Source organism: Martinezella rhizogenes (assembly GCF_007002745.1).
Lineage (GTDB): Bacteria > Pseudomonadota > Alphaproteobacteria > Rhizobiales > Rhizobiaceae > Agrobacterium > Agrobacterium cucumeris.
The window spans coordinates 404,798-422,769 of sequence record NZ_SGNY01000002.1 but is presented as its reverse complement, the minus strand read 5'-3'; the positions used below and the strand labels follow the sequence as shown (position 1 = coordinate 422,769).

Genomic DNA, 17,972 nt, shown 5'->3' with positions numbered 1-17,972 from the left:
ATGACGGAGAGAAAATTTCAGGCGCTTTTGTCGCCGGCCTCGAGAAGCCGAATGAATTCAGACGGCATTCCCAATGCAGCCGGAGCTATTACTTCCGCAGAACGTGCAGCATGCCCTTGCGCTTGGCATCGTAATAATAACCGCGGGCATAAAGACGGACCGCGTTGTCGCGGTTGTTATCGGCCACCACCCATGCGCCGCTCAGATATTTGACGGCGTATTTTAGGTTGGTTTCGGCATCGAACAGACCGGAGGCAGGGCCATCAAAGCCCATGGAGCGGGCCGTGGCGTGCCTGATCTGCATCAGGCCGAAGTTGCCGCTGTTATAAGCGCCGGGATTATACATGCTTTCACGCTGCACCACGCGGTGAACCAGATCTTCCGGCACATTATACATGACGGCATATTTGGAAATCAGCCCGCTCAGCTTTTCGCGCCCGGCCGGTGCCGCTTTAAGCGGCGTCGTCATCGCTTCGTTCTGCCGGATGGCGGCAAGCGCGGCGTTGGTGGGGCCAGAGGCGTAGGCGAGAACCGTGCTGTCGGGCTTCGGCAGCGGAATGACTTTCCGCTCCGCCGTCAATTCGGTGCCGATGGAGGGCGAGCCGGGCGGCGGCGGCGCGGGCGGGAAGCTGCCCTTCACGGCAACGACCTGCGGCAGATCGGCTGCGGCATTGTGGATGGTCGGCTGTGCCGCTGCACCAGCGGTTTCAATCGCGGCTGCTGCTGGCGTGACGCCTGTCGGTGCGAGAGCCGCGACCGTGGTCGGCGCGGATGTCATCACCGCGGCTTGAGCCACTTCATTCTGCTGCGGCTGCATCTGCGCGCTGATCGCGGCCGCCGCTGCAATTTCAGAGGCCGGCGGCAGCGCCACGCGTCCGCCCTTGACGGCGACTGCGGTGGGAAGTGCTGCAGGCTGGGAAGAGGTTGCTGCATCAGCGGTCTGGGTCGCCGGTGTGGCGGCTGTTGCGCCGGGTACCGTTTCGGCTGCTGCCGTCTGCGTCGATGCCTGGGCGGGTGCCGTAGCGGGGCTGACTGTTGCGATTTTCGGGCCGTTCGGACCTTCCTTCGCGGTATATTCGACGCTGGTACAGCCGCTTAATGCCAATGCCAGACCCACGGTGGAAGACAGAAGAAGTGCACTTCTTCCGCGGAATTTGCCCGAATTTCGCATGTTGCCGCCTTCGTTATGCCTGTCTCTCGATACCCCCGCGTCAAGCGAAGCAGGCAGTGTCCCGTCGAGCCTTCATTAACCTATTGTAAGGATAGCGGCAAGCCGGGACGTGGCATCGCGGTTTTTCAGGCTGCAATGCGCCTGTAACCGGCGCTGACGGCGCGGCCGGAAATGAAGTGCGTGCGGTACTTTGGCCGGATTTTTTTCTCGCCCGACATGCGGCGCACCAGCGCCAGTGTGGAGCCGGCAAACAGCGCCTGTGCGGTGAGAACGGCAAGTGCCAGAAGCAGGATTGCGGCCTGCGCCACCGCCAGTGTTTCCATGGCGTTACCGGAGGTGGAAATGAATTGCGGCAACAGCGCCAGAAAGAATGTGAAGTAACGCGGGCGCAACGCGGCAATGGCGTAACAATCGCGGAAAATGCCACTCCATGATTTGCCCGGCAGATTGTCGTTATCGGCATTGGCCGCCTGGGCGGCGGGTGTCGCAAAAGTCCACAACAGGAACAGCATCAGCCAGCCGATGCCGGCCCATTGTACTATGCCTAAGAAGGATTGCGGCAGATAAGCCAGACCGGCCACCGGAATGGCCGAAATCGTCATGGCCGTGACGATGCCGAGCGCCCCGCCGCTGACGGAGGCGAAGATGGTTTTTTTGCCGCGGATGGCGGCATAGGAGGCGACAGAGAATACAAGTGGGGAGGGAAGTGCGAACACAACGGCACATGCTGCACAAAAAATCAGCCAGGCCTGTCCAGACATTCTCTTCCTCCTTGCCCTCCCTGTCACCGCATTAATTAGCCTATCGTAAAATTAGGCCGCTGTGAACGGTTGACCGACGTGTTCCATCACTTCGGTAAACCATTTTGCAGAAAGGTCGAAATGCTTTCCACCCTTGATACGCGGAAACTCGATGGTCCGCAATTTGCCGTTCTGGTCTTCGTCATGGCCGGTGACGCCGGAGACCTTGTTGAGCGCGCTTTCGACGGCGAGATCGACCATGCCCTGGATGAGGCGCAGATCATCGCCATTGGCCGGCGCGGAGCGGGCGAAATAGCCTGACTTCTGCACCATGGAGCGTTCTGCGCCGATGAGGCCGGCGAATTGCTTCTGGAACCAGCCACCGACATTGATGGTGTCGATCTTCACATGGCCGAAGGCGTCGCGCTTGACGGCTTCGCCCGAGGCTTCCCGTTCGGCAACGATGGAATCGAGGCCGGCACCTTCGGAAACAAACAGCGTGACGTAGCCGTGTCTGTCCATGATCGCCTTCAGGCGTTCGGCTTCCGCTTCTATGTCGAAGGCCATTTCCGGCAGGTAGATGCCGTCGATGTTCTTCATCTGCGTGTTCATCATCAGGCCTTCGACATATTCATTGCCGCTGGTCTTCTGGATATAGGCGCGGGCGGTTGCCGCCGTCAGCCAGCCGCAATGGCGGCCCATGACTTCATGGATGACGAAAGTCTTCGGCGCAGCGCTCTGTTCGTTGCTGACATTGTCGAAGAAGGCTGCGCCGACTTCGGCAGCGGTCCATGCGCCGAGAGACTGCTTGATCGGCACCACGTCATTGTCCACGGTCTTCGGCAGGCCGACGACGGTGAGGTCGTAACCATTTGCGCCGAGATAGGCGGCGAGGTCCGCGGCCGTCGTATTGGTGTCGTCTCCGCCGATGGTGTGAAGAATGGTGATGCCGTCAGCGGCCAGCCGTTCGGCGGCGACGCGAAGCGGATTGTCGCCTTCCTTGACCAGGCCGCGCTTGGCGCAATCGGCGGCATTGGTAAGCTTGACGCGGCTGTTGCCGATCGGCGAGCCGCCGTAACGGTGCAGCAACGGGGCCTTTTCACGCATGTCCCTGGTGATCTCGATGCGATCGCCCAGAAGCACGCCCTGATAACCGGAGCGATAGGCCACGATGTCGATTTCAGGCGCAATGTCGCTATAGCGCTCGATCAGGCCGCCGACGGCCGAAGAGAGACAGGGCGCAAGGCCACCCGCGGTCAGCATTGCGACTTTCTGTTTGGCCATCATGGCTCTCCTTTTTGCATAAACTCAAAGACATGTCTGGCAAATGGATGCGACAGCCGCGTGTAGGTGTAAAGTGAATTTATCAAGAAAAACGCCGATTTCTCGCGGCTTTTCAGCGGCTTGAGGAAACTGGCCGAATATAATCGTTTCAATCCGCATCGAGGCCACCGGCTGCCTGTATCCGCTTGCGGCACCTGTGGAAAACCCCGGGCGTGGTGTTTGCCCCGCTCTTGTTCCTGAAGCAAAACTGTCGCAAAGATGAATAAAAGTTAATGCCGCCGCACTGCCGGACATATTGCATTCACGGCAATATCCCGTCATGCTTGACGGCATGATGTTCGATTTTGCCTGTCTGCAAATTTCATCCCTGTGGGAGCGGCTGCTCGGCGCAATCGGCGACGCGGCAGGTAGTGCGCTTGGGCGCGTGGTTGAAGCCATCCGCACCCTTTTTGAGGGAGACCCGGAGACGCGGCGCAAGGTTTCCTTTTCCGTAGCGATTATCGCACTCTCCGCCAAGATGGCGAAGGCTGATGGCGTCGTCAACGACGCGGAGGTGCGCGCCTTCCGGCAAATCTTCGATTTCCCCGAAGAAGAAGCGCGAAACGTTGCCCGTCTTTATAATCTCGCCCGTCAGGACGTTGCCGGTTACGAAGCCTATGCCGAGCGGCTGGCCGGTCTCTGCGGTTCCGGGCACGACAATTGCGAGATGCTGGAAAGCGTCATCGACGGACTGTTCCATATCGCCAAGGCCGATGGGCTGATCCACGAGCGGGAACTGGCCTTCCTTGGCCGTATCGCCGAGATATTCCATATCACCGAAGACCACTTCGAAACGATCATGGCGCGGCATGTCCATATGGACGGGCGCGATCCTTATCGCGTGCTTGGCGTTTCGCCCTCGGACGACTTCCTGGATATTCGCAAGCGTTACCGTTCGCTGGTTGCCGAACACCATCCCGACAAGCTGATTGCACGCGGCGTGCCGATGGAATTGCATGCCGCCGCCAATGAGCGTATGGCGGCTCTCAATGCCGCCTATGCGGCCATCGAGAAAGAACGCCGCGTCGCATGAGTGAATGTCTGCCGGATTTTACCCCGGATTTTCCGGGCGCAGCCGTTGCGCCGTCGCCTAACCATGGCGAAAGACTCGATGTGGCCGGTCCCGATATCATTCTTCTGCATTATACCGGCATGACGACGGCGGACGGCGCGCTGTCGTGGCTCCGCAACCCCGAAAGCCAGGTCTCCAGCCACTACTTTGTCTTCGAGGACGGCCGCGTCATCCAGATGGTGCCGGAAAGCCGTCGCGCCTGGCATGCGGGCAAGAGCACCTGGGCTGGGAATCAAGACATCAATTCCCGCTCCATCGGCATCGAAATCGCCAATCAGGGTCATCCCGGCGGCCTGCCGGAATTCCCTGGAAAACAGGTGGCTGCGGTCATCGAATTGTGTCGCGATTGCGGCCAGCGCTGGAATATCGCGCCTGAACGGGTGCTTGCCCATTCGGACGTAGCGCCTGTCCGCAAGGTCGATCCGGGCGAAAAATTCCCGTGGGACATCCTGTCGCAGAACGGTGTCGGCCACTGGGTGGAGCCTGCGCCGATCCGCGGCGGGCGCTTTTTCCAGCGCGGTGACCACGGGCAGCCGGTGGAAGCACTTCAGTCGATGCTGTCCATTTACGGATATGGCGTTGAAATAACAGGCGCTTATTGTGAAAAGACCGAAGGTGCCGTTGCTGCCTTCCAGCGGCATTTCCGCCCGGCTCTGGTGGATGGCATCGCGGATTTTTCCACCATCGACACGCTTCACCGGTTGATTGCCAGCCTGCCGAAATTTTCGGCCGCCTGAACGCGGATTCTGGAAAATAGTTCCCCGTTTTCCGGGCGTTCAAGTCGCTTTTTTTGATGTGCCACAGTTAATCCGCATTGAGGAAGTTTAAGAACAGCACTGCATGCGGTGTCGTTCTTCAGGGGAACCAGCCGTCAATATCAATCAAGGAGACTGGACTGCGGAAGGTCGAGATCGACTTTCCGGGCGCTGAATATTTGTGTCGCTTCATTGGTTCAGTCATCCGATCTGGAGACTTTTTCTACATATGAACAGGGTTGTTGTTGCTGTTGCGGCGGGCGTTGTTATGCTCGCTTCACAGGCGGGGATTGCTTTTGCCAAAGACGAGGACGTGAAGACCAAAACCGTGACGCTGGAGACCTTCTTCCGCAAGCCCGGTTATCCCATTCCAGAAAAGAGTCTGCCTGCGTCGCTGAAGAACGACTATTCCGATCTGATCGTCAAATATGCCAAGCGTTATGGCGTTCCCACCAATCTGGCGCATGCCGTGGTTTCGGTGGAAAGCAAGTTCAACCCCAAGGCTCGCGGCAGAGCAGGCGAGGTCGGGCTGATGCAGATCAAGCCGGCAACAGCGCGCATGATGGGCTTTCGCGGCACGACAAAAGCGCTCTACGATCCCGAGACCAATATTCGCTGGGGCATGCAATATCTGGCGACCGCCCACCAGCTTGGTGGCGGGCAGGTGTGCAGCACGATCCTGCGTTATAATGCCGGCCATGGCGCCACACGGATGAACCCGGTGTCCAAGCGTTACTGCGGCAAGGTGCAGGCGCTGCTGGCCAGCTGAGGTCTGCGCGGATCTTTTCAGGAAGCATTTCCTGGAAAGGCGAAACCGGTTTTTCCGCCCGGAAATCCGACAACGCCCCCGGCTTTTGCGAAAAGCGATTCCGGTTCGTGCGGGCATGCTGTAGTCAGGGATAAATCTGATACGGAGCATGTCATGCCGGATTTCAAATATATCGTGGTCGGGGCCGGGATGATGGGTGCGGCCGCGGCGCGGCACCTTTCGGCGCAAACGGATGGCGTTGCGCTGATCGGGCCCGCCGAGCCCGCCGATCGCAAGACCCATAAAGGCGTGTTTTCGAGCCACTACGACGAAGCGCGCATCACCCGTGGGTTTGACGGTGATCCGGTCTGGGCGGAACTGGCGCAACGTTCGATCCGCCGTTATGCGGAGATCGAAGCCAAAAGCGGCATCCGTTTCTTTACCGAATCGGGCTGCCTGTTCACCGGGAACGGCAAGGGGCTTGCCGGAGATTATGTGTCGCGGGCGCTCTCCTCTGCCAACCGTCTCGGTCTTGGTGTGGAAACGCTCGGCACCGACGCGCTGGCTGGCCGGTTTCCGATGTTCTCGCTGCCCGCCGATCACGGTGGCAGCTTCGAGGCCCGTAACGCCGGCCATATCAATCCCCGCGCCTTGGTAAAGGCGCAGTGCTCGATTGCCGGGGCGCAGGGTACGCATCTGGTGCGCGAGACCGCAGCGCATGTTCGCGATACCTCCCACAGCGTCGAGGTGGTAACGCGGGAAGGTACTGTTCATACCGCTGAAAAGGTCATCGTGGCCGCAGGCGGTTTCACCAACATGGCTGAGCTTTTGCCTTCCCCGGTCGATATGGCGGCCACCGGTCGCACCATCGTATTTTTCGAACTGGATGAGGCAAGACAGGCGATATTCGGCGCCATGCCGTCGACCATCGTGCTGGCGGAGACGGAGGACGACATCGTCTATATCCTGCCGCCCGTGCGGTATCCCGATGGCAAGGTCTATCTGAAGATCGGCGGCGAAAGCGAGAAGGGCAGGCTTGAGACACTGGCCGAGGCGGTGGACTGGTTCCATTCCGACGGCACGCCGGGTGAGGTGGAATTCCTGACGAGAAAGGCCCTGTCGCTGATGCCCGAACTTGCCGGCTGCCCCGTGACCTCCGGCTCCTGTGTCGCATCCATTACCCGCAGCGGTTATCCCTATATAGGCTATACACAATCCTCCAATATCGCAGTTCTGACGGGTGGCAATTTCGTCTCCGCCAAGTCTTCGGATGAGATCGGGCGGCTCGGCGCAGTGCTGCTTGCGAGTGGTCAACTGACCGAGGATGAATTCGCGGCCGAAATGTCACCGGTTTTCGTCTGACATCCTTCTGTTAAGCGGCTACAAGGTTGCTACTGAACAGGGCGGATGAAGAGGGCAGCATGTCGGGACATTTCAACTATATCGTCGTGGGTCGCGGCATGATGGGTGCCGCCGCCGCCCGCCATCTGGCGGAAACGGTGGATGGCGTGGCGCTGATCGGCCCCGGCGAACCTGCTGATATCAAATCACATCAGGGCGTTTTCGCCAGTCACTATGATGAAGCGCGGATTACCCGCACCATCGATGGTGATGCCGACTGGGCGCTGCTCGCCAACCGCTCGATTGCGCGTTATGCCGATATTGCCGCGAGAAGCGGCGTGGAATTTTACGCGCCGGTCGGTTGCCTGATGGTGGGGCCTCAGCGGGGCGGCGACAATCCCTTTATCGATGATGTTTCCAAAGCGGCGTCGCGGCTCGGTGTTTCGACGGAGTTGCTGGATGGCGAAAACCTGAAAAGCCGGTTTCCCTATTTCTCCTTCGAACCGGGCTGCGAAGGTGTGTTCGAAAGGGACAATGCCGGATACGTCAATCCACGTGCGCTGGTGAAGGCACAGGCGGTTCTGGCGGAAAAGGCCGGCGTCACGCTGATCGACGATATCGTCGTCTCGACGCGGGAAGAGGATGGCCGCGCTTCGGTTCAGACGGCTTCCGGTGCGGTTTACACGGCAGACCGGGTGCTGGTGGCGGCCGGCGGTTTCTCGATCACGAAAGGCCTGCTGCCGCAGCCGGTCGCGCTCAATGTCTATGCGCGGACCGTCGCCTTCTTCGAGATTGATGAAGCTGATCTTGGGCAATATGCGGCCATGCCGTCGCTGATCTACGAGCCGCGCGACACCACGAAACATATCTATCTTTTGCCGCCGGTGCGTTATCCCGATGGCAAATTCTATCTGAAAATCGGCGGCGATCCCGACGACAAGGCGGTCGGCAGCGACCCGGAAATCCGGGAATGGTTCCGGTCAGGCGGACGTGAAAGCGTGCGGGATCATCTGTCGGCCATCGTCGAAACACTGGTGCCTTCCGTTGATCTCTCGCGTGTCTCGATGGCCGCCTGCGTCGTCTCCAAAACCCGGAGTGGTTATCCCGCCATCGGTTTTACCGCCTCACCGCGTATCGCGGTTCTCACCGGCGGCAATGGCACCGCGGCGAAGAGTTCCGACGAGATCGGGCGGCTGGGTGCCACGCTGCTGCGGGATGGAAAAATCGCCGATCGTGCTTTCACAACGGATTTCACGCCGGCATTTCTTTGATCGTTGATTGCGCTTTTCGGTGGCTTTCGCTCCGGAACATGGTTATGCAGCCCATGCCAGTTGGCCGGGCAGCCGCGCTTTACCAATGTCGAAAGACGGTAAGGTGAGGAAAGTCCGGGCTCCACGGAAATACGGTGCCGGATAACGTCCGGCGGGGGTGACCCCAGGGAAAGTGCCACAGAGAGCAAACCGCCATGCTTTGCATGGTAAGGGTGAAAGGGTGGGGTAAGAGCCCACCGCGCCGCTGGTGACAGTGGTGGCAAGGTAAACCCCACCGGGAGCAAGACCGAATAGGGATGACACGGGATGGGCGAAAGCCCGTTTACAGCCGGTTTCCGGGTCCGTCATCCGGGTGGGTTGCGAGAGGCGGCATGCAAATGCCGTCCCAGATGAATGGCTGCCACGTTCCGGGTCAAACCGGGGCCATACAGAACCCGGCTTACAGGCCAACTGGCGAATTTTCCTCAATATATGCAGCGATCCTCTTGGATGCCGGGTCGCTTTGACCAATGCGCGAACGTGTATGATTAAATCACATGCCGTGATATGAAAGGCGTAGGAACGAAAGGCAGAACCATGCGCACTACTCAGGCTTTCAGTATCACTCTTCCTCTGGATATGGCCGAGATGGTCAAGGCAAAAGTAGCCTCTGGTGAATATGCGACGGAAAGCGAAGTTATTCGTGATGGCCTGCGCACCCTAGTCGCACGCGATGCAGCTGTGGAGCGTTGGCTGCAGGAAGAGGTCGCAGCCGCATACGATGCTCACAAAGCCGACCCGAACCGTGCGAAGCCGCTCAATGAAGGTATGGCTGAGGTGAAGGCGCGGATCGCCAAGGGCGAAGGGCGCACGTAGCATATTTCCACTTCAACTCCTTGTTTTTTAAATAATTCATAATGAAAAGCTGCTGCAGATTTTTGCTGGAATTGCTTCAATGAAATATTACGTCGTGCGTTTGTCCCCTGAAGCGCAAACCGATCTGGTGCAAATCCATAGCTATGTTATTCGCAAATCTGGCTCAGCTGTCACGGCGGATCGGTATATTGAACGTGTTGGTGCTTTTCTCGCGTCGCTGAACGTATTCTCCGAGCGTGGCACGGTGCGCAATGAGGTACGATCAGGGCTGCGCATAATCGGTTTTGAGCGAAGTGCCAGCATAGCCTTTGTCGTAGAGCACGATGATGTGGTTGTTCTCCGCGTCTTGGTCAAAGGTCAGGAGTTCGAAGGAGAGGCGCAGAGCTTGTGGCGAGGAGAACCGGTCGCCGCTTCGCCCGATTGATTTTCGGTATTTTCGAATATTGGTGTTTGTTCTATCGCGTGGGAACGCAGAGGCGTTCATTCACACTCTTGTTTCAAAAAAGAAAAACGTCAATTTCACCGCATTTTCATGTGCCGTGAAAGCGCATCTGTGCGCCCGAAGTAAACCATTCGTTAAACTTAACGGCTTATGAATTTCCGATGCGAAGTCGGTATCGTGCCGGCTTCTCCCATTGACGCCCATAGTGTCCCATGATATCCCAAATACACACCACACTGGGTCGTGTTTTTGACCCGCAATCGCTGAAACGAGTGAGGAGCCTGCAAGGGGCTGCTGCAGGGCATGTTGCCCTGGCGCTTGGCGATGTGTCGTGCGTACCGGTGTTGTCTGTGGGGCGGATGGTTCGCCTGGCGGATTGCGGTTTGGGCGAGTTGAGTAATGGACCGCTTTTTATCGAACGTGACGAACAGGATCGACGCCAAGGGGCGCGTTTCGGTTCCGTCTCCGTTTCGTTCGGTGCTGGTGAGGCGCGGTATCCAGGAGCTTTATTGCCTTCAGGATTTCGCTTTCCCGGCAATCAGTATCGGCGGTCCGGATTTGCTGGAGCGCTACGAGCGGCAGATTGCGTCGATGGATGCCTTCTCGCCGCAAGCGAACGCGATGTCGCTGCTGGTTCACGGCGGCGGTGTCTTCATGAAGCTCGACCAGGAAGGTCGGTTGATGGTGACGGATTTCGTGCGGGAATTTACCGGCATATCCACCGAGGTCACCTTCGTCGGACGGGCGGATCATTTTCAGCTTTGGCAACCGCAGGCGTTTTTGGGCGCGCAGGCGGAAGCAAGAGCGGGGCGCGGTTTTTCGGCTGCTCGCCCCGCATAGGACGGGGACACGGAATGGCGGCGAATTCTGGTGGGCGATCTTCTGATGCCGATGGCGGACCTCAGCGTCACATCCCTGTCCTGCTTCGCGAAGTTATCGCCGCGCTTGAACCCGCATCCGGAAAGATCATCCTTGATGGCACTTTTGGTGCCGGCGGCTACACTCAGGCCATTCTCGATCAGGGTGCCAATGTCATCGCGCTCGACCGCGATCCGACCGCGATAGCCGGCGGTCAGGCGATGGTTGCCGCCAATGGCGGCAGGTTAAACCTCATTCAATCACAATTTTCCGATCTGGCGAGGCACGCGCCAGAGGGCGGCCTTGACGGCGTCGTACTTGATATCGGCGTTTCCTCCATGCAGATCGACGAGGCAGAGCGCGGCTTTTCCTTTCAGAAGAACGGTCCCCTTGATATGCGCATGTCCGCCTCCGGCGTTTCGGCGGCGGATGTCGTCAATCGCGCGAAAGTCGGCGATCTGATTCGTATTTTCGGTTTTCTCGGTGAGGAAAAGCAGCCGGGCCGCATTGCCCGCGCCATCGAGAAGAAGAGGGCGGAAGAGCCCTTCCGCACCACGCGTGATCTCGCCGGTCTCATCGAGATCGTCACGCCGCGCAAGGCGAAGGACAAGATCCATCCAGCGACACGGGTGTTTCAGGCGCTTCGGGTTTTCGTCAATGATGAACTCGGCGAGTTGGCGCAGGCGCTTTTCGCTGCAGAGCGGTCCCTGAAGCCCGGTGGTCGCCTGGTCGTCGTTACGTTTCATTCGCTGGAAGACCGCATCGTCAAGAAATTCTTCTCCGACCGTTCCGGCAAGGCTGCCGGTTCCCGGCATCTGCCGATGGTCGAAGACAAGCCGGCCATTTTCGACAATATCGGCAAGCCGATGATCGCCGCCAGCGACGCGGAGGCGGAACTCAATCCGCGTGCCCGGTCAGCCAAGCTGCGGGCCGGTCTGCGCACGACCGCGCCAGCGCGCGCGGCGGATTTTTCGATCTTCGAGCTTCCCGATCTCGCCAGCCTTGAAAAGATGGGAGGCTGATATGCTGCGCACTTTCGATGTTATCTTGATGGGGGTCATGGTTGCTGCGGCCGTTGTGACCTATTCGATCAAGCACAAGGCCGATCTGAAGCTCGAAGAGGTCCGCAAGCTCGAGGCCGAAATCAAGCTCGAGAAGGACACGATCGATCTGTTGCGGGCCGACTGGGCGCTCCTGACGCAGCCGAACCGTCTGCATCGTCTGGTCAATGCCTATCAGGACGAGCTTGGCCTTTCGCCGACGCTGCCGACGCAACTGGCGCAGCCGCGCGAACTGCCCATGCTGCGCTCGCAACTGCCGCAGCCGCCTGAGCCGGAAGGCATGAGCGTCGAGGATGTGATTGCCGCCGCCGTCAACGGTTCCAAGCCGGGCGCGACGCTTGGCGCAGCCACCAAAAAGAAATCGCCGCCGGCCGGCCAGATAGCCGCCAATGGCGCCCCGGTTCCGACGCCGAGGGCCCGCGTTTCCCGTCCCCCAGCGGCTCCGGCCGTCTCCGCCGTCGCCGGTGATGAAACCGATGACATGGATGACACGATAACAGGATCGGTGAACCGCTGATGTCTTTTCTCTCCCGCGTCATGGTTTTGAAGAGCAAGGCTCATTTTTCCGCCAGCACCACCGGTGTTTATACCGATCATGCGGCTTTTGAGGGAGCCCGCAAGAAGCGTGCTGCCCAGGCGAAAAGCCGGGTTGGCCTGATCATTTTTGGCTTCGTGGCCTTTTATGCCGTCGTGGGCGGGCGTCTCGTACAATATGGCATGGCGGAACAGGAAACCGTTTCGAGCATCGCGCCCGCAGACCGGCTGATGGCGTCGCGCCCGGACCTTCTCGACCGCAATGGCGAGGTTCTCGCCACAGACATCCGCACCGTCTCGCTGTTTGCCGAGCCGCATCGCATCGTCGATATCGACGAGGCGATCGAGAAGCTGCGCACCGTTCTGCCTGATCTCGATCAGCGCGGCACCTATCAGAAGCTCACCTCCAATTCCCGTTTCCAGTGGCTGCGCCGTCAGTTGACGCCCAAGCAGCAGAGCCAGATTCTCGCACTCGGCATTCCCGGTGTGGGGTTCCGTCCGGAAAAACGCCGGTTCTATCCGGGCGGGCCAACGGCTGCCCATGTCGTCGGTCATGTGAACATCGACAATCGCGGCGTGGCGGGTATGGAGCGTTATGTCGACAATCAGGGACTTGCCGATCTGACGGCACTTGGCATGACCAGCGATCAACCGCTGGAGCCGGTAAAGCTTTCGATCGATCTGCGCGTGCAGTCCATCGTGCGTGAGGTCGTAACCTCCGCGATCGCCAAGTTCCAGGCAATCGGTGCCGGTGCCGTGGTGCTGGACGTGCATACGGGTGAAGTTCTCGCCATGGCCTCGGTGCCGGATTACGATCCGAATAACCCGGCCGAAGGCGCAAAGGAGGGCTGGCTCAACCGCATGTCGAACGGCACGTTCGAAATGGGATCGACCTTCAAGTCCTTTACCATCGCCATGGGCCTCGATTCGGGTCGTGTGCGTCTGGGTGACAGTTTCGATGCCCGTTATCCGATCCGGATCGGCGGTTTCACCATCAAGGACTTCCATGGCAAGAACCGCGTTTTGTCGGTGCCGGAAATCTTCCAGTTTTCGTCCAACATCGGTACGGCCAAGATCGCCGACACTGTCGGTACCGAAGGCCACAAGGAGTTTCTGACGAAGCTCGGGCTTTTGACCCGCATGCAGACCGAATTGCCGGAGGTGGCGCTGCCATCGCAGCCGCGTGAATGGAAGAAGATCAACTCCATCACCATTTCCTTCGGTCACGGTGTTTCGACGACGCCGCTGCAGACGGCGGTTGCGGGCGCTGCCCTCGTTAATGGCGGCAAGCTGATCGAGCCGACCTTCCTGCCGCGCACCCGCGAACAGGCGGATCTGGTGGCAAAGCAGGTTCTGAAACCCACCACCAGCAAGGACATGCGTTTCCTGTTCGAGTGGAATGGTGTGAACGGATCGGGCCGCAATGCGCGCGTCGACGGTTTCAACGTCGGCGGCAAGACCGGCACGGCGGACAAGGTCGTTAATGGCCGCTATGTCCGCGACAAGAACTTCAACGCCTTCCTGTCAGCTTTCCCGATCGACGACCCGCAATATGTGGTGTTGACCTTCATCGATGAACCGAAAACCGACAAGGGTAATGGCGCAGCACTCGCCGGCACCTCCGCAGCGCCGATGGTGCGCGATATCATCGCCCGCACCGCAGCGGTGCTGGGCGTGAAGCCGAAGTTCGGCAAGGATGGCTCGGCCTTGCTCGTGTCTTATTGATTGTTAGAGCTTATGATGTTCCGGCGATTCGCGCCGGGGGGACAAGACGGACACAGTCGATGAATTTGCGAGATATATCCGGAAACGCGTTTCCGGAATTGAATGAATTGCTCCTGTCTGAGATCGGGGCGATCGAAATCGGGGGAATAACCGCAGACAGCCGCAAGGCTGCGCCAGGCAGCCTGTTCGTGGCGGTGGCGGGAACCAAGGCGGATGGCGCGGCCTATGTGAAGGACGCGGTTGCCAAGGGTGCGGTTGCGATCGTTTCCGCACATGCGGTGGAGGCCGATGTACCGGTTCTCGCTGTCACCGATCCGCGCCTCTATCTCTCCCTTGCCGCCGCCCGGTTCTACGGAAAACAGCCTGAAACCATGGTTGCTGTGACCGGCACGGCTGGAAAGACGTCCGTTGCCTCCTTCGTGCGGCAGATCTGGGCCTTTGCCGGCCATGCCGCCGCACAGATCGGCACGACGGGTGTCATTGCGCCCGGCCGCGAGGATTATGGCGCGCTGACGACACCCGACCCTGTGACATTGCATGCACTTCTGGCCGAGCTTGCCGACGAAGGCGTAACGCATGCGGCGATGGAGGCTTCGAGCCACGGTCTTGACCAGCGTCGCCTCGATGGCGTGAAGCTCGCGGCGGCCGGTTTCACCAATCTCGGCCGCGATCATATGGACTATCATCCGACCGTTGAGGACTATATGGCCGCGAAGATGCGGCTGTTCGATACGCTGATGAAAAAGGGTGCACCGGCAGTGATCTTCGCTGACGATCCCTGGTCGCAGCAGGCCATCCGCGCCGCTGGTGATGCGGGCCTTGATGTTCGCACTGTCGGCCGCAAGGGCGATTACCTGACGCTGAAACGGGTGGAGCATTTCCGTCATAAACAGATGATCGAAGTGCATCATGACGGCGTGATCCACGAGGTGGATATTCCGCTTGCCGGCGATTTTCAGGTGGCCAACGCGCTCGTGGCGGCCGGTCTTGCCATGTCCACGGGCGTTTCCGCCACTGTGGCGATGAAGGCGCTTGAAAAGCTGATCGGTGCGGCCGGTCGTCTGGAACTCGTAGGCCAGACGAAAAACGGTGCGCTTGCCTATGTGGATTATGCCCACAAGCCGGATGCGCTGGAAAATGTGCTGACCTCGGTCAGGCCTTTCACTTCCGGCCGTATCATCACCGTCTTCGGCTGCGGTGGCGACCGTGACAAGGGCAAGCGCCCGATCATGGGTGAGGTGGCGACGCGGCTTTCTGACATCGTCATCGTCACCGATGACAATCCGCGCTCGGAAGATGCCGCAACGATCCGTTCCGAGGTCATGGCGGCGGCGCCGGGTGCAGTGGAAATCGGCGACAGATCGCAGGCGATCCACCATGCGGTGTCGCTGCTTTCAAATGGCGATACGCTGATCGTCGCGGGCAAGGGGCATGAAGAGGGGCAGATCGTCGGTTCCGTGACGCTGCCGTTTTCCGATCATGAACAGGTGCGCGCTGCGCTGGAAGGATTGAAGATTTGAGCTGGTTATGGACAGTCGCCGACATGATCGCCATCACGGCAGGACGCCCGGTGGGCAACCTGCCGACCGGAATCACCGGCATTTCCATCGACAGCCGGACCGTTAAACCCGGAGAGGCCTTCTTCGCCATCAAGGGTGATCGGGTCGACGGCCATGATTATACCAGCTTTGCCGTTGCAAACGGGGCCGGTCTTCTGGTGGTGGCCGAAGGCAAGCTGCCGGCTCTCGGCCGGCTGACTGTGCCGATGATCGTGGTGGAGGATGTTCTCGCCGCACTCGGCAAGCTCGCGATCGCGGCGCGTGAAAGAACCTCGGCGCGCATCATCGCGGTGACCGGCTCGGTCGGCAAGACGACGACGAAGGAGATGCTGCGGCAGGCTCTGGAGCCGTCGGGGCGGGTCCATGCGGCGGTCGCTTCCTTCAACAACCATTGGGGCGTGCCGCTGACGCTGGCGCGCATGCCCGCCGATACCGAATTCGGTGTGTTCGAAATCGGCATGAACCATTCCGGCGAAATCCGGCCGCTGGTGAAGATGGTGCGCCCGCATGTGGCGATTATCACCACCATCGCTGCCGCCCATCTCGGCAATTTCAAGAACATCGAAGAGATCGCTGCCGCCAAGGCGGAGATATTCGAAGGTCTGGAGGAGGGCGGCTCCGTCATCCTCAACCGCGACAATGCCCAGTTCGAGCAGCTTGAAGAGGTCGCACAGGAGCAGGGCATAGAGCATGTTCTGACCTTCGGGCAGCATGCGAAAGCCGATTTCCGGCTTGCCGATTTCGAAAGCACACCGTCGGGTTCAACCATCTGGGCGATCCTGAACGGTGAGACCAGCGAATTGCACCTGAACGTTCCCGGTCGTCACATTGCCGATAATGCCATGGCTGTGCTTGGCGCTGTTGCCGTGACCGGCGCCAATCTCGACAGGGCTTTTGAGGCGCTCGGAACACTCGAAGCGGTGAAGGGGCGTGGCCAGCGCCACCGCCTGACGATCGACGGCGGCTCCTTCCTGCTCATCGACGAGAGCTATAATGCCAATCCGGCTTCGATGCGGGCGGCGATTGCCGTGCTGGCGGAGACCGAAACGCAGGGCCACGGCCGACGCGTTGCAGTTCTCGGCGACATGCTGGAAATGGGTGAATTTTCCGCGCAGCTGCATGAAGAGCTGGCCGGGCCGCTGCTTGCGGCGGGTATCGAACATGTCTGGCTGGCGGGAGAGGCGATGGCCGCTCTTCGCGATGCGTTGCCGGACAGCGTCACCGTCATCTGGTTCCCGACGACGGCGGAACTCACCGATTTCGCCCTGCAATGGGTGCAACCGGGAGACGCGCTCATGGTAAAATCGTCACTGGGGCTTGGTTTCGGCAAGATTGTCGCCGCCCTGCTTGACAAGTATCCGGCATTCCCCGAGACGGAACGCCAAGTCTGAAATAGCCTTTTGAAAGGGCAAATATGCTGATCTGGCTCGTCGAACTGTCGGATAAAGTTCAAGTCTTCAACCTCTTCCGGTACATCACCTTCCGGGCGGGCGCCGCAATGTTCACCTCTGCGTTGATCGTCTTCCTGTTCGGACCGGCAATCATCAACTCGCTGCGCGTTCGCCAGGGCAAAGGCCAGCCGATCCGCGCCGATGGGCCGCAGACCCATTTCAAGAAGGCCGGTACGCCGACCATGGGCGGGCTGATGATCCTTGCCGGTATTCTCGGTGGTTCGCTGCTCTGGGGTGACCTGTCGAATGTCTATGTCGTCGCCGTTTTGATGGTGACGCTCGGTTTCGGCGCAATCGGCTTTTACGACGATTATCTCAAGGTGACGAAGCAGAGCGACAAGGGTTTTTCCGGCAAGGCCCGTCTCGGCATCGAATTCGTGATCGCGGCGATTGCCGTGTTTTTCATGATGAAGATGGCGCTCGCCTCCGCACCGCATGGCGGCACGCTCGGCAGTTCCATCGCCTTTCCTTTCTTTAAGGAATTCGTGATCAATCTGAGCTATTTCTTCGTGCTGTTCGGCGCATTTGTCATCGTCGGTGCCGGCAATGCGGTGAACCTGACGGATGGTCTCGATGGTCTCGCCATCGTGCCGGTCATGATCGCTGCCGCCACCTTCGGCGTGATTGCCTATCTCGCCGGTAACGCGGTGTTTGCCAACTACCTGCAGATCAATTTCGTGCCGGGCACCGGCGAACTTGCGGTCATCGTCGGTGCGGTCATCGGCGCGGGCCTCGGTTTCCTGTGGTTCAATGCGCCGCCCGCCGCCATCTTCATGGGCGATACGGGGTCGCTGGCGCTCGGCGGTCTTATCGGCTCGATCGCAGTTGCCACCAAGCATGAGATCGTCATGGTTATCGTCGGCGGCCTGTTCGTCATGGAGACACTGTCGGTCATCATCCAGGTGTTCTGGTTCAAGCGCACCGGCCGGCGCGTCTTCCTCATGGCGCCGATCCATCACCATTTCGAGAAAAAAGGCTGGACGGAAAGCCAGGTGGTCATCCGTTTCTGGATCATCTCCGTGGGTCTCGCGCTGCTTGGCCTCGCCACCCTGAAGCTGAGGTGAGC

The 17,972-nt window shown here is 59.6% G+C and carries 17 protein-coding genes and 1 other RNA gene; 15 read left to right on the top strand and 3 right to left on the bottom strand.

The window, feature by feature from the left end; genetic code table 11:
• Positions 1-88 precede the first annotated feature (88 nt).
• The 3 genes from EXN68_RS07710 to EXN68_RS07700 all read right to left on the bottom strand — a co-directional run bounded on the left by EXN68_RS07710 (position 89) and on the right by EXN68_RS07700 (position 3,195).
• Complete coding sequence (locus EXN68_RS07710; protein ID WP_142840288.1) at positions 89-1,171, bottom strand: lytic transglycosylase domain-containing protein; 1,083 nt, start codon at positions 1,169-1,171, stop codon at positions 89-91.
• A gap of 125 nt (positions 1,172-1,296) precedes the next feature.
• A complete protein-coding gene (locus tag EXN68_RS07705; RefSeq protein WP_142840287.1) occupies positions 1,297-1,932 on the bottom strand; it encodes a LysE family translocator in 636 nt (211 codons plus the stop codon).
• 51 nt (positions 1,933-1,983) lie between these two features.
• The gene (locus EXN68_RS07700; protein WP_142840286.1) at positions 1,984-3,195 is read right to left on the bottom strand and encodes a pyrophosphate--fructose-6-phosphate 1-phosphotransferase; all 1,212 of its coding nucleotides are present in this window, start codon (positions 3,193-3,195) and stop codon (positions 1,984-1,986) included.
• Between the two features lie 331 nt (positions 3,196-3,526).
• Here EXN68_RS07700 and EXN68_RS07695 point away from each other — a divergent pair, with 331 nt between their 5' ends.
• The 15 genes from EXN68_RS07695 (at position 3,527) to mraY (ending at position 17,970) form a co-directional block, all read left to right on the top strand.
• The gene (locus EXN68_RS07695; RefSeq protein WP_161991275.1) at positions 3,527-4,267 is read left to right on the top strand and encodes a J domain-containing protein; all 741 of its coding nucleotides are present in this window, start codon (positions 3,527-3,529) and stop codon (positions 4,265-4,267) included.
• Positions 4,264-5,043, top strand: coding sequence for an N-acetylmuramoyl-L-alanine amidase (locus tag EXN68_RS07690; RefSeq protein ID WP_142840285.1), 780 nt, complete (start codon positions 4,264-4,266; stop codon positions 5,041-5,043). The genes EXN68_RS07695 and EXN68_RS07690 overlap by 4 nt, the downstream gene beginning before the upstream one ends.
• A gap of 247 nt (positions 5,044-5,290) precedes the next feature.
• Positions 5,291-5,830, top strand: coding sequence for a lytic transglycosylase domain-containing protein (locus tag EXN68_RS07685; protein WP_142840284.1), 540 nt, complete (start codon positions 5,291-5,293; stop codon positions 5,828-5,830).
• A gap of 153 nt (positions 5,831-5,983) precedes the next feature.
• Positions 5,984-7,171, top strand: a complete 1,188-nt coding sequence (locus tag EXN68_RS07680; protein WP_142840283.1) for an NAD(P)/FAD-dependent oxidoreductase — start codon at positions 5,984-5,986, stop codon at positions 7,169-7,171.
• A gap of 59 nt (positions 7,172-7,230) precedes the next feature.
• On the top strand, positions 7,231-8,421 hold the full coding sequence (locus tag EXN68_RS07675; RefSeq protein WP_142840282.1) for an NAD(P)/FAD-dependent oxidoreductase: 1,191 nt from the start codon (positions 7,231-7,233) through the stop codon (positions 8,419-8,421).
• A gap of 56 nt (positions 8,422-8,477) precedes the next feature.
• Positions 8,478-8,879: RNase P RNA component class A (gene rnpB, locus EXN68_RS07670), an RNA gene on the top strand.
• A gap of 118 nt (positions 8,880-8,997) precedes the next feature.
• Positions 8,998-9,276, top strand: coding sequence for a ribbon-helix-helix domain-containing protein (locus EXN68_RS07665; RefSeq protein ID WP_142840281.1), 279 nt, complete (start codon positions 8,998-9,000; stop codon positions 9,274-9,276).
• Positions 9,277-9,355: 79 nt separating this feature from the next.
• A complete protein-coding gene (locus EXN68_RS07660; protein WP_142840280.1) occupies positions 9,356-9,700 on the top strand; it encodes a type II toxin-antitoxin system RelE/ParE family toxin in 345 nt (114 codons plus the stop codon).
• Positions 9,701-10,117: 417 nt separating this feature from the next.
• The gene (gene mraZ, locus EXN68_RS07655; RefSeq protein ID WP_142840279.1) at positions 10,118-10,558 is read left to right on the top strand and encodes a division/cell wall cluster transcriptional repressor MraZ; all 441 of its coding nucleotides are present in this window, start codon (positions 10,118-10,120) and stop codon (positions 10,556-10,558) included.
• A 14-nt stretch (positions 10,559-10,572) separates the two neighbouring features.
• On the top strand, positions 10,573-11,598 hold the full coding sequence (rsmH, locus tag EXN68_RS07650; RefSeq protein ID WP_142840278.1) for a 16S rRNA (cytosine(1402)-N(4))-methyltransferase RsmH: 1,026 nt from the start codon (positions 10,573-10,575) through the stop codon (positions 11,596-11,598).
• A 1-nt stretch (position 11,599) separates the two neighbouring features.
• Positions 11,600-12,154, top strand: a complete 555-nt coding sequence (gene ftsL, locus EXN68_RS07645; RefSeq protein ID WP_046798057.1) for a cell division protein FtsL — start codon at positions 11,600-11,602, stop codon at positions 12,152-12,154.
• Positions 12,154-13,896 carry a peptidoglycan D,D-transpeptidase FtsI family protein gene (locus EXN68_RS07640; protein WP_142840277.1) on the top strand — a complete coding sequence of 581 codons (1,743 nt, stop codon included), beginning with the start codon at positions 12,154-12,156 and terminating at the stop codon, positions 13,894-13,896. Before ftsL ends, EXN68_RS07640 begins: the two co-directional genes overlap by 1 nt.
• 59 nt (positions 13,897-13,955) lie before the next feature.
• Positions 13,956-15,416: a UDP-N-acetylmuramoyl-L-alanyl-D-glutamate--2,6-diaminopimelate ligase gene (locus tag EXN68_RS07635; RefSeq protein ID WP_142840276.1), complete on the top strand. Its 1,461-nt coding sequence runs from the start codon at positions 13,956-13,958 to the stop codon at positions 15,414-15,416.
• A complete protein-coding gene (locus EXN68_RS07630) occupies positions 15,413-16,846 on the top strand; it encodes a UDP-N-acetylmuramoylalanyl-D-glutamyl-2,6-diaminopimelate--D-alanyl-D-alanine ligase (RefSeq protein ID WP_142840275.1) in 1,434 nt (477 codons plus the stop codon). Before EXN68_RS07635 ends, EXN68_RS07630 begins: the two co-directional genes overlap by 4 nt.
• Positions 16,847-16,869: 23 nt before the next feature.
• On the top strand, positions 16,870-17,970 hold the full coding sequence (gene mraY, locus EXN68_RS07625) for a phospho-N-acetylmuramoyl-pentapeptide-transferase (protein ID WP_046798061.1): 1,101 nt from the start codon (positions 16,870-16,872) through the stop codon (positions 17,968-17,970).
• The last annotated feature ends 2 nt before the right edge of the window (positions 17,971-17,972 follow it).

Excerpts from the sequence above, each read along its gene's own strand:
- EXN68_RS07680 (WP_142840283.1), top strand. The coding sequence starts at position 5,984 with ATGCCGGATTTCAAATATATCGTGGTCGGGGCCGGGATGATGGGTGCG.
- EXN68_RS07705 (WP_142840287.1), bottom strand. The coding sequence starts at position 1,932 with ATGTCTGGACAGGCCTGGCTGATTTTTTGTGCAGCATGTGCCGTTGTG.
- mraZ (WP_142840279.1), top strand. The coding sequence starts at position 10,118 with ATGGACCGCTTTTTATCGAACGTGACGAACAGGATCGACGCCAAGGGG.
- EXN68_RS07700 (WP_142840286.1), bottom strand. The coding sequence starts at position 3,195 with ATGGCCAAACAGAAAGTCGCAATGCTGACCGCGGGTGGCCTTGCGCCC.
- EXN68_RS07685 (WP_142840284.1), top strand. The coding sequence starts at position 5,291 with ATGAACAGGGTTGTTGTTGCTGTTGCGGCGGGCGTTGTTATGCTCGCT.
- EXN68_RS07640 (WP_142840277.1), top strand. The coding sequence starts at position 12,154 with ATGTCTTTTCTCTCCCGCGTCATGGTTTTGAAGAGCAAGGCTCATTTT.
- ftsL (WP_046798057.1), top strand. The coding sequence starts at position 11,600 with ATGCTGCGCACTTTCGATGTTATCTTGATGGGGGTCATGGTTGCTGCG.
- EXN68_RS07660 (WP_142840280.1), top strand. The coding sequence starts at position 9,356 with ATGAAATATTACGTCGTGCGTTTGTCCCCTGAAGCGCAAACCGATCTG.
- EXN68_RS07695 (WP_161991275.1), top strand. The coding sequence starts at position 3,527 with ATGATGTTCGATTTTGCCTGTCTGCAAATTTCATCCCTGTGGGAGCGG.
- mraY (WP_046798061.1), top strand. The coding sequence starts at position 16,870 with ATGCTGATCTGGCTCGTCGAACTGTCGGATAAAGTTCAAGTCTTCAAC.
- rsmH (WP_142840278.1), top strand. The coding sequence starts at position 10,573 with ATGGCGGCGAATTCTGGTGGGCGATCTTCTGATGCCGATGGCGGACCT.
- EXN68_RS07665 (WP_142840281.1), top strand. The coding sequence starts at position 8,998 with ATGCGCACTACTCAGGCTTTCAGTATCACTCTTCCTCTGGATATGGCC.
- EXN68_RS07675 (WP_142840282.1), top strand. The coding sequence starts at position 7,231 with ATGTCGGGACATTTCAACTATATCGTCGTGGGTCGCGGCATGATGGGT.
- EXN68_RS07690 (WP_142840285.1), top strand. The coding sequence starts at position 4,264 with ATGAGTGAATGTCTGCCGGATTTTACCCCGGATTTTCCGGGCGCAGCC.
- EXN68_RS07710 (WP_142840288.1), bottom strand. The coding sequence starts at position 1,171 with ATGCGAAATTCGGGCAAATTCCGCGGAAGAAGTGCACTTCTTCTGTCT.
- EXN68_RS07635 (WP_142840276.1), top strand. The coding sequence starts at position 13,956 with ATGAATTTGCGAGATATATCCGGAAACGCGTTTCCGGAATTGAATGAA.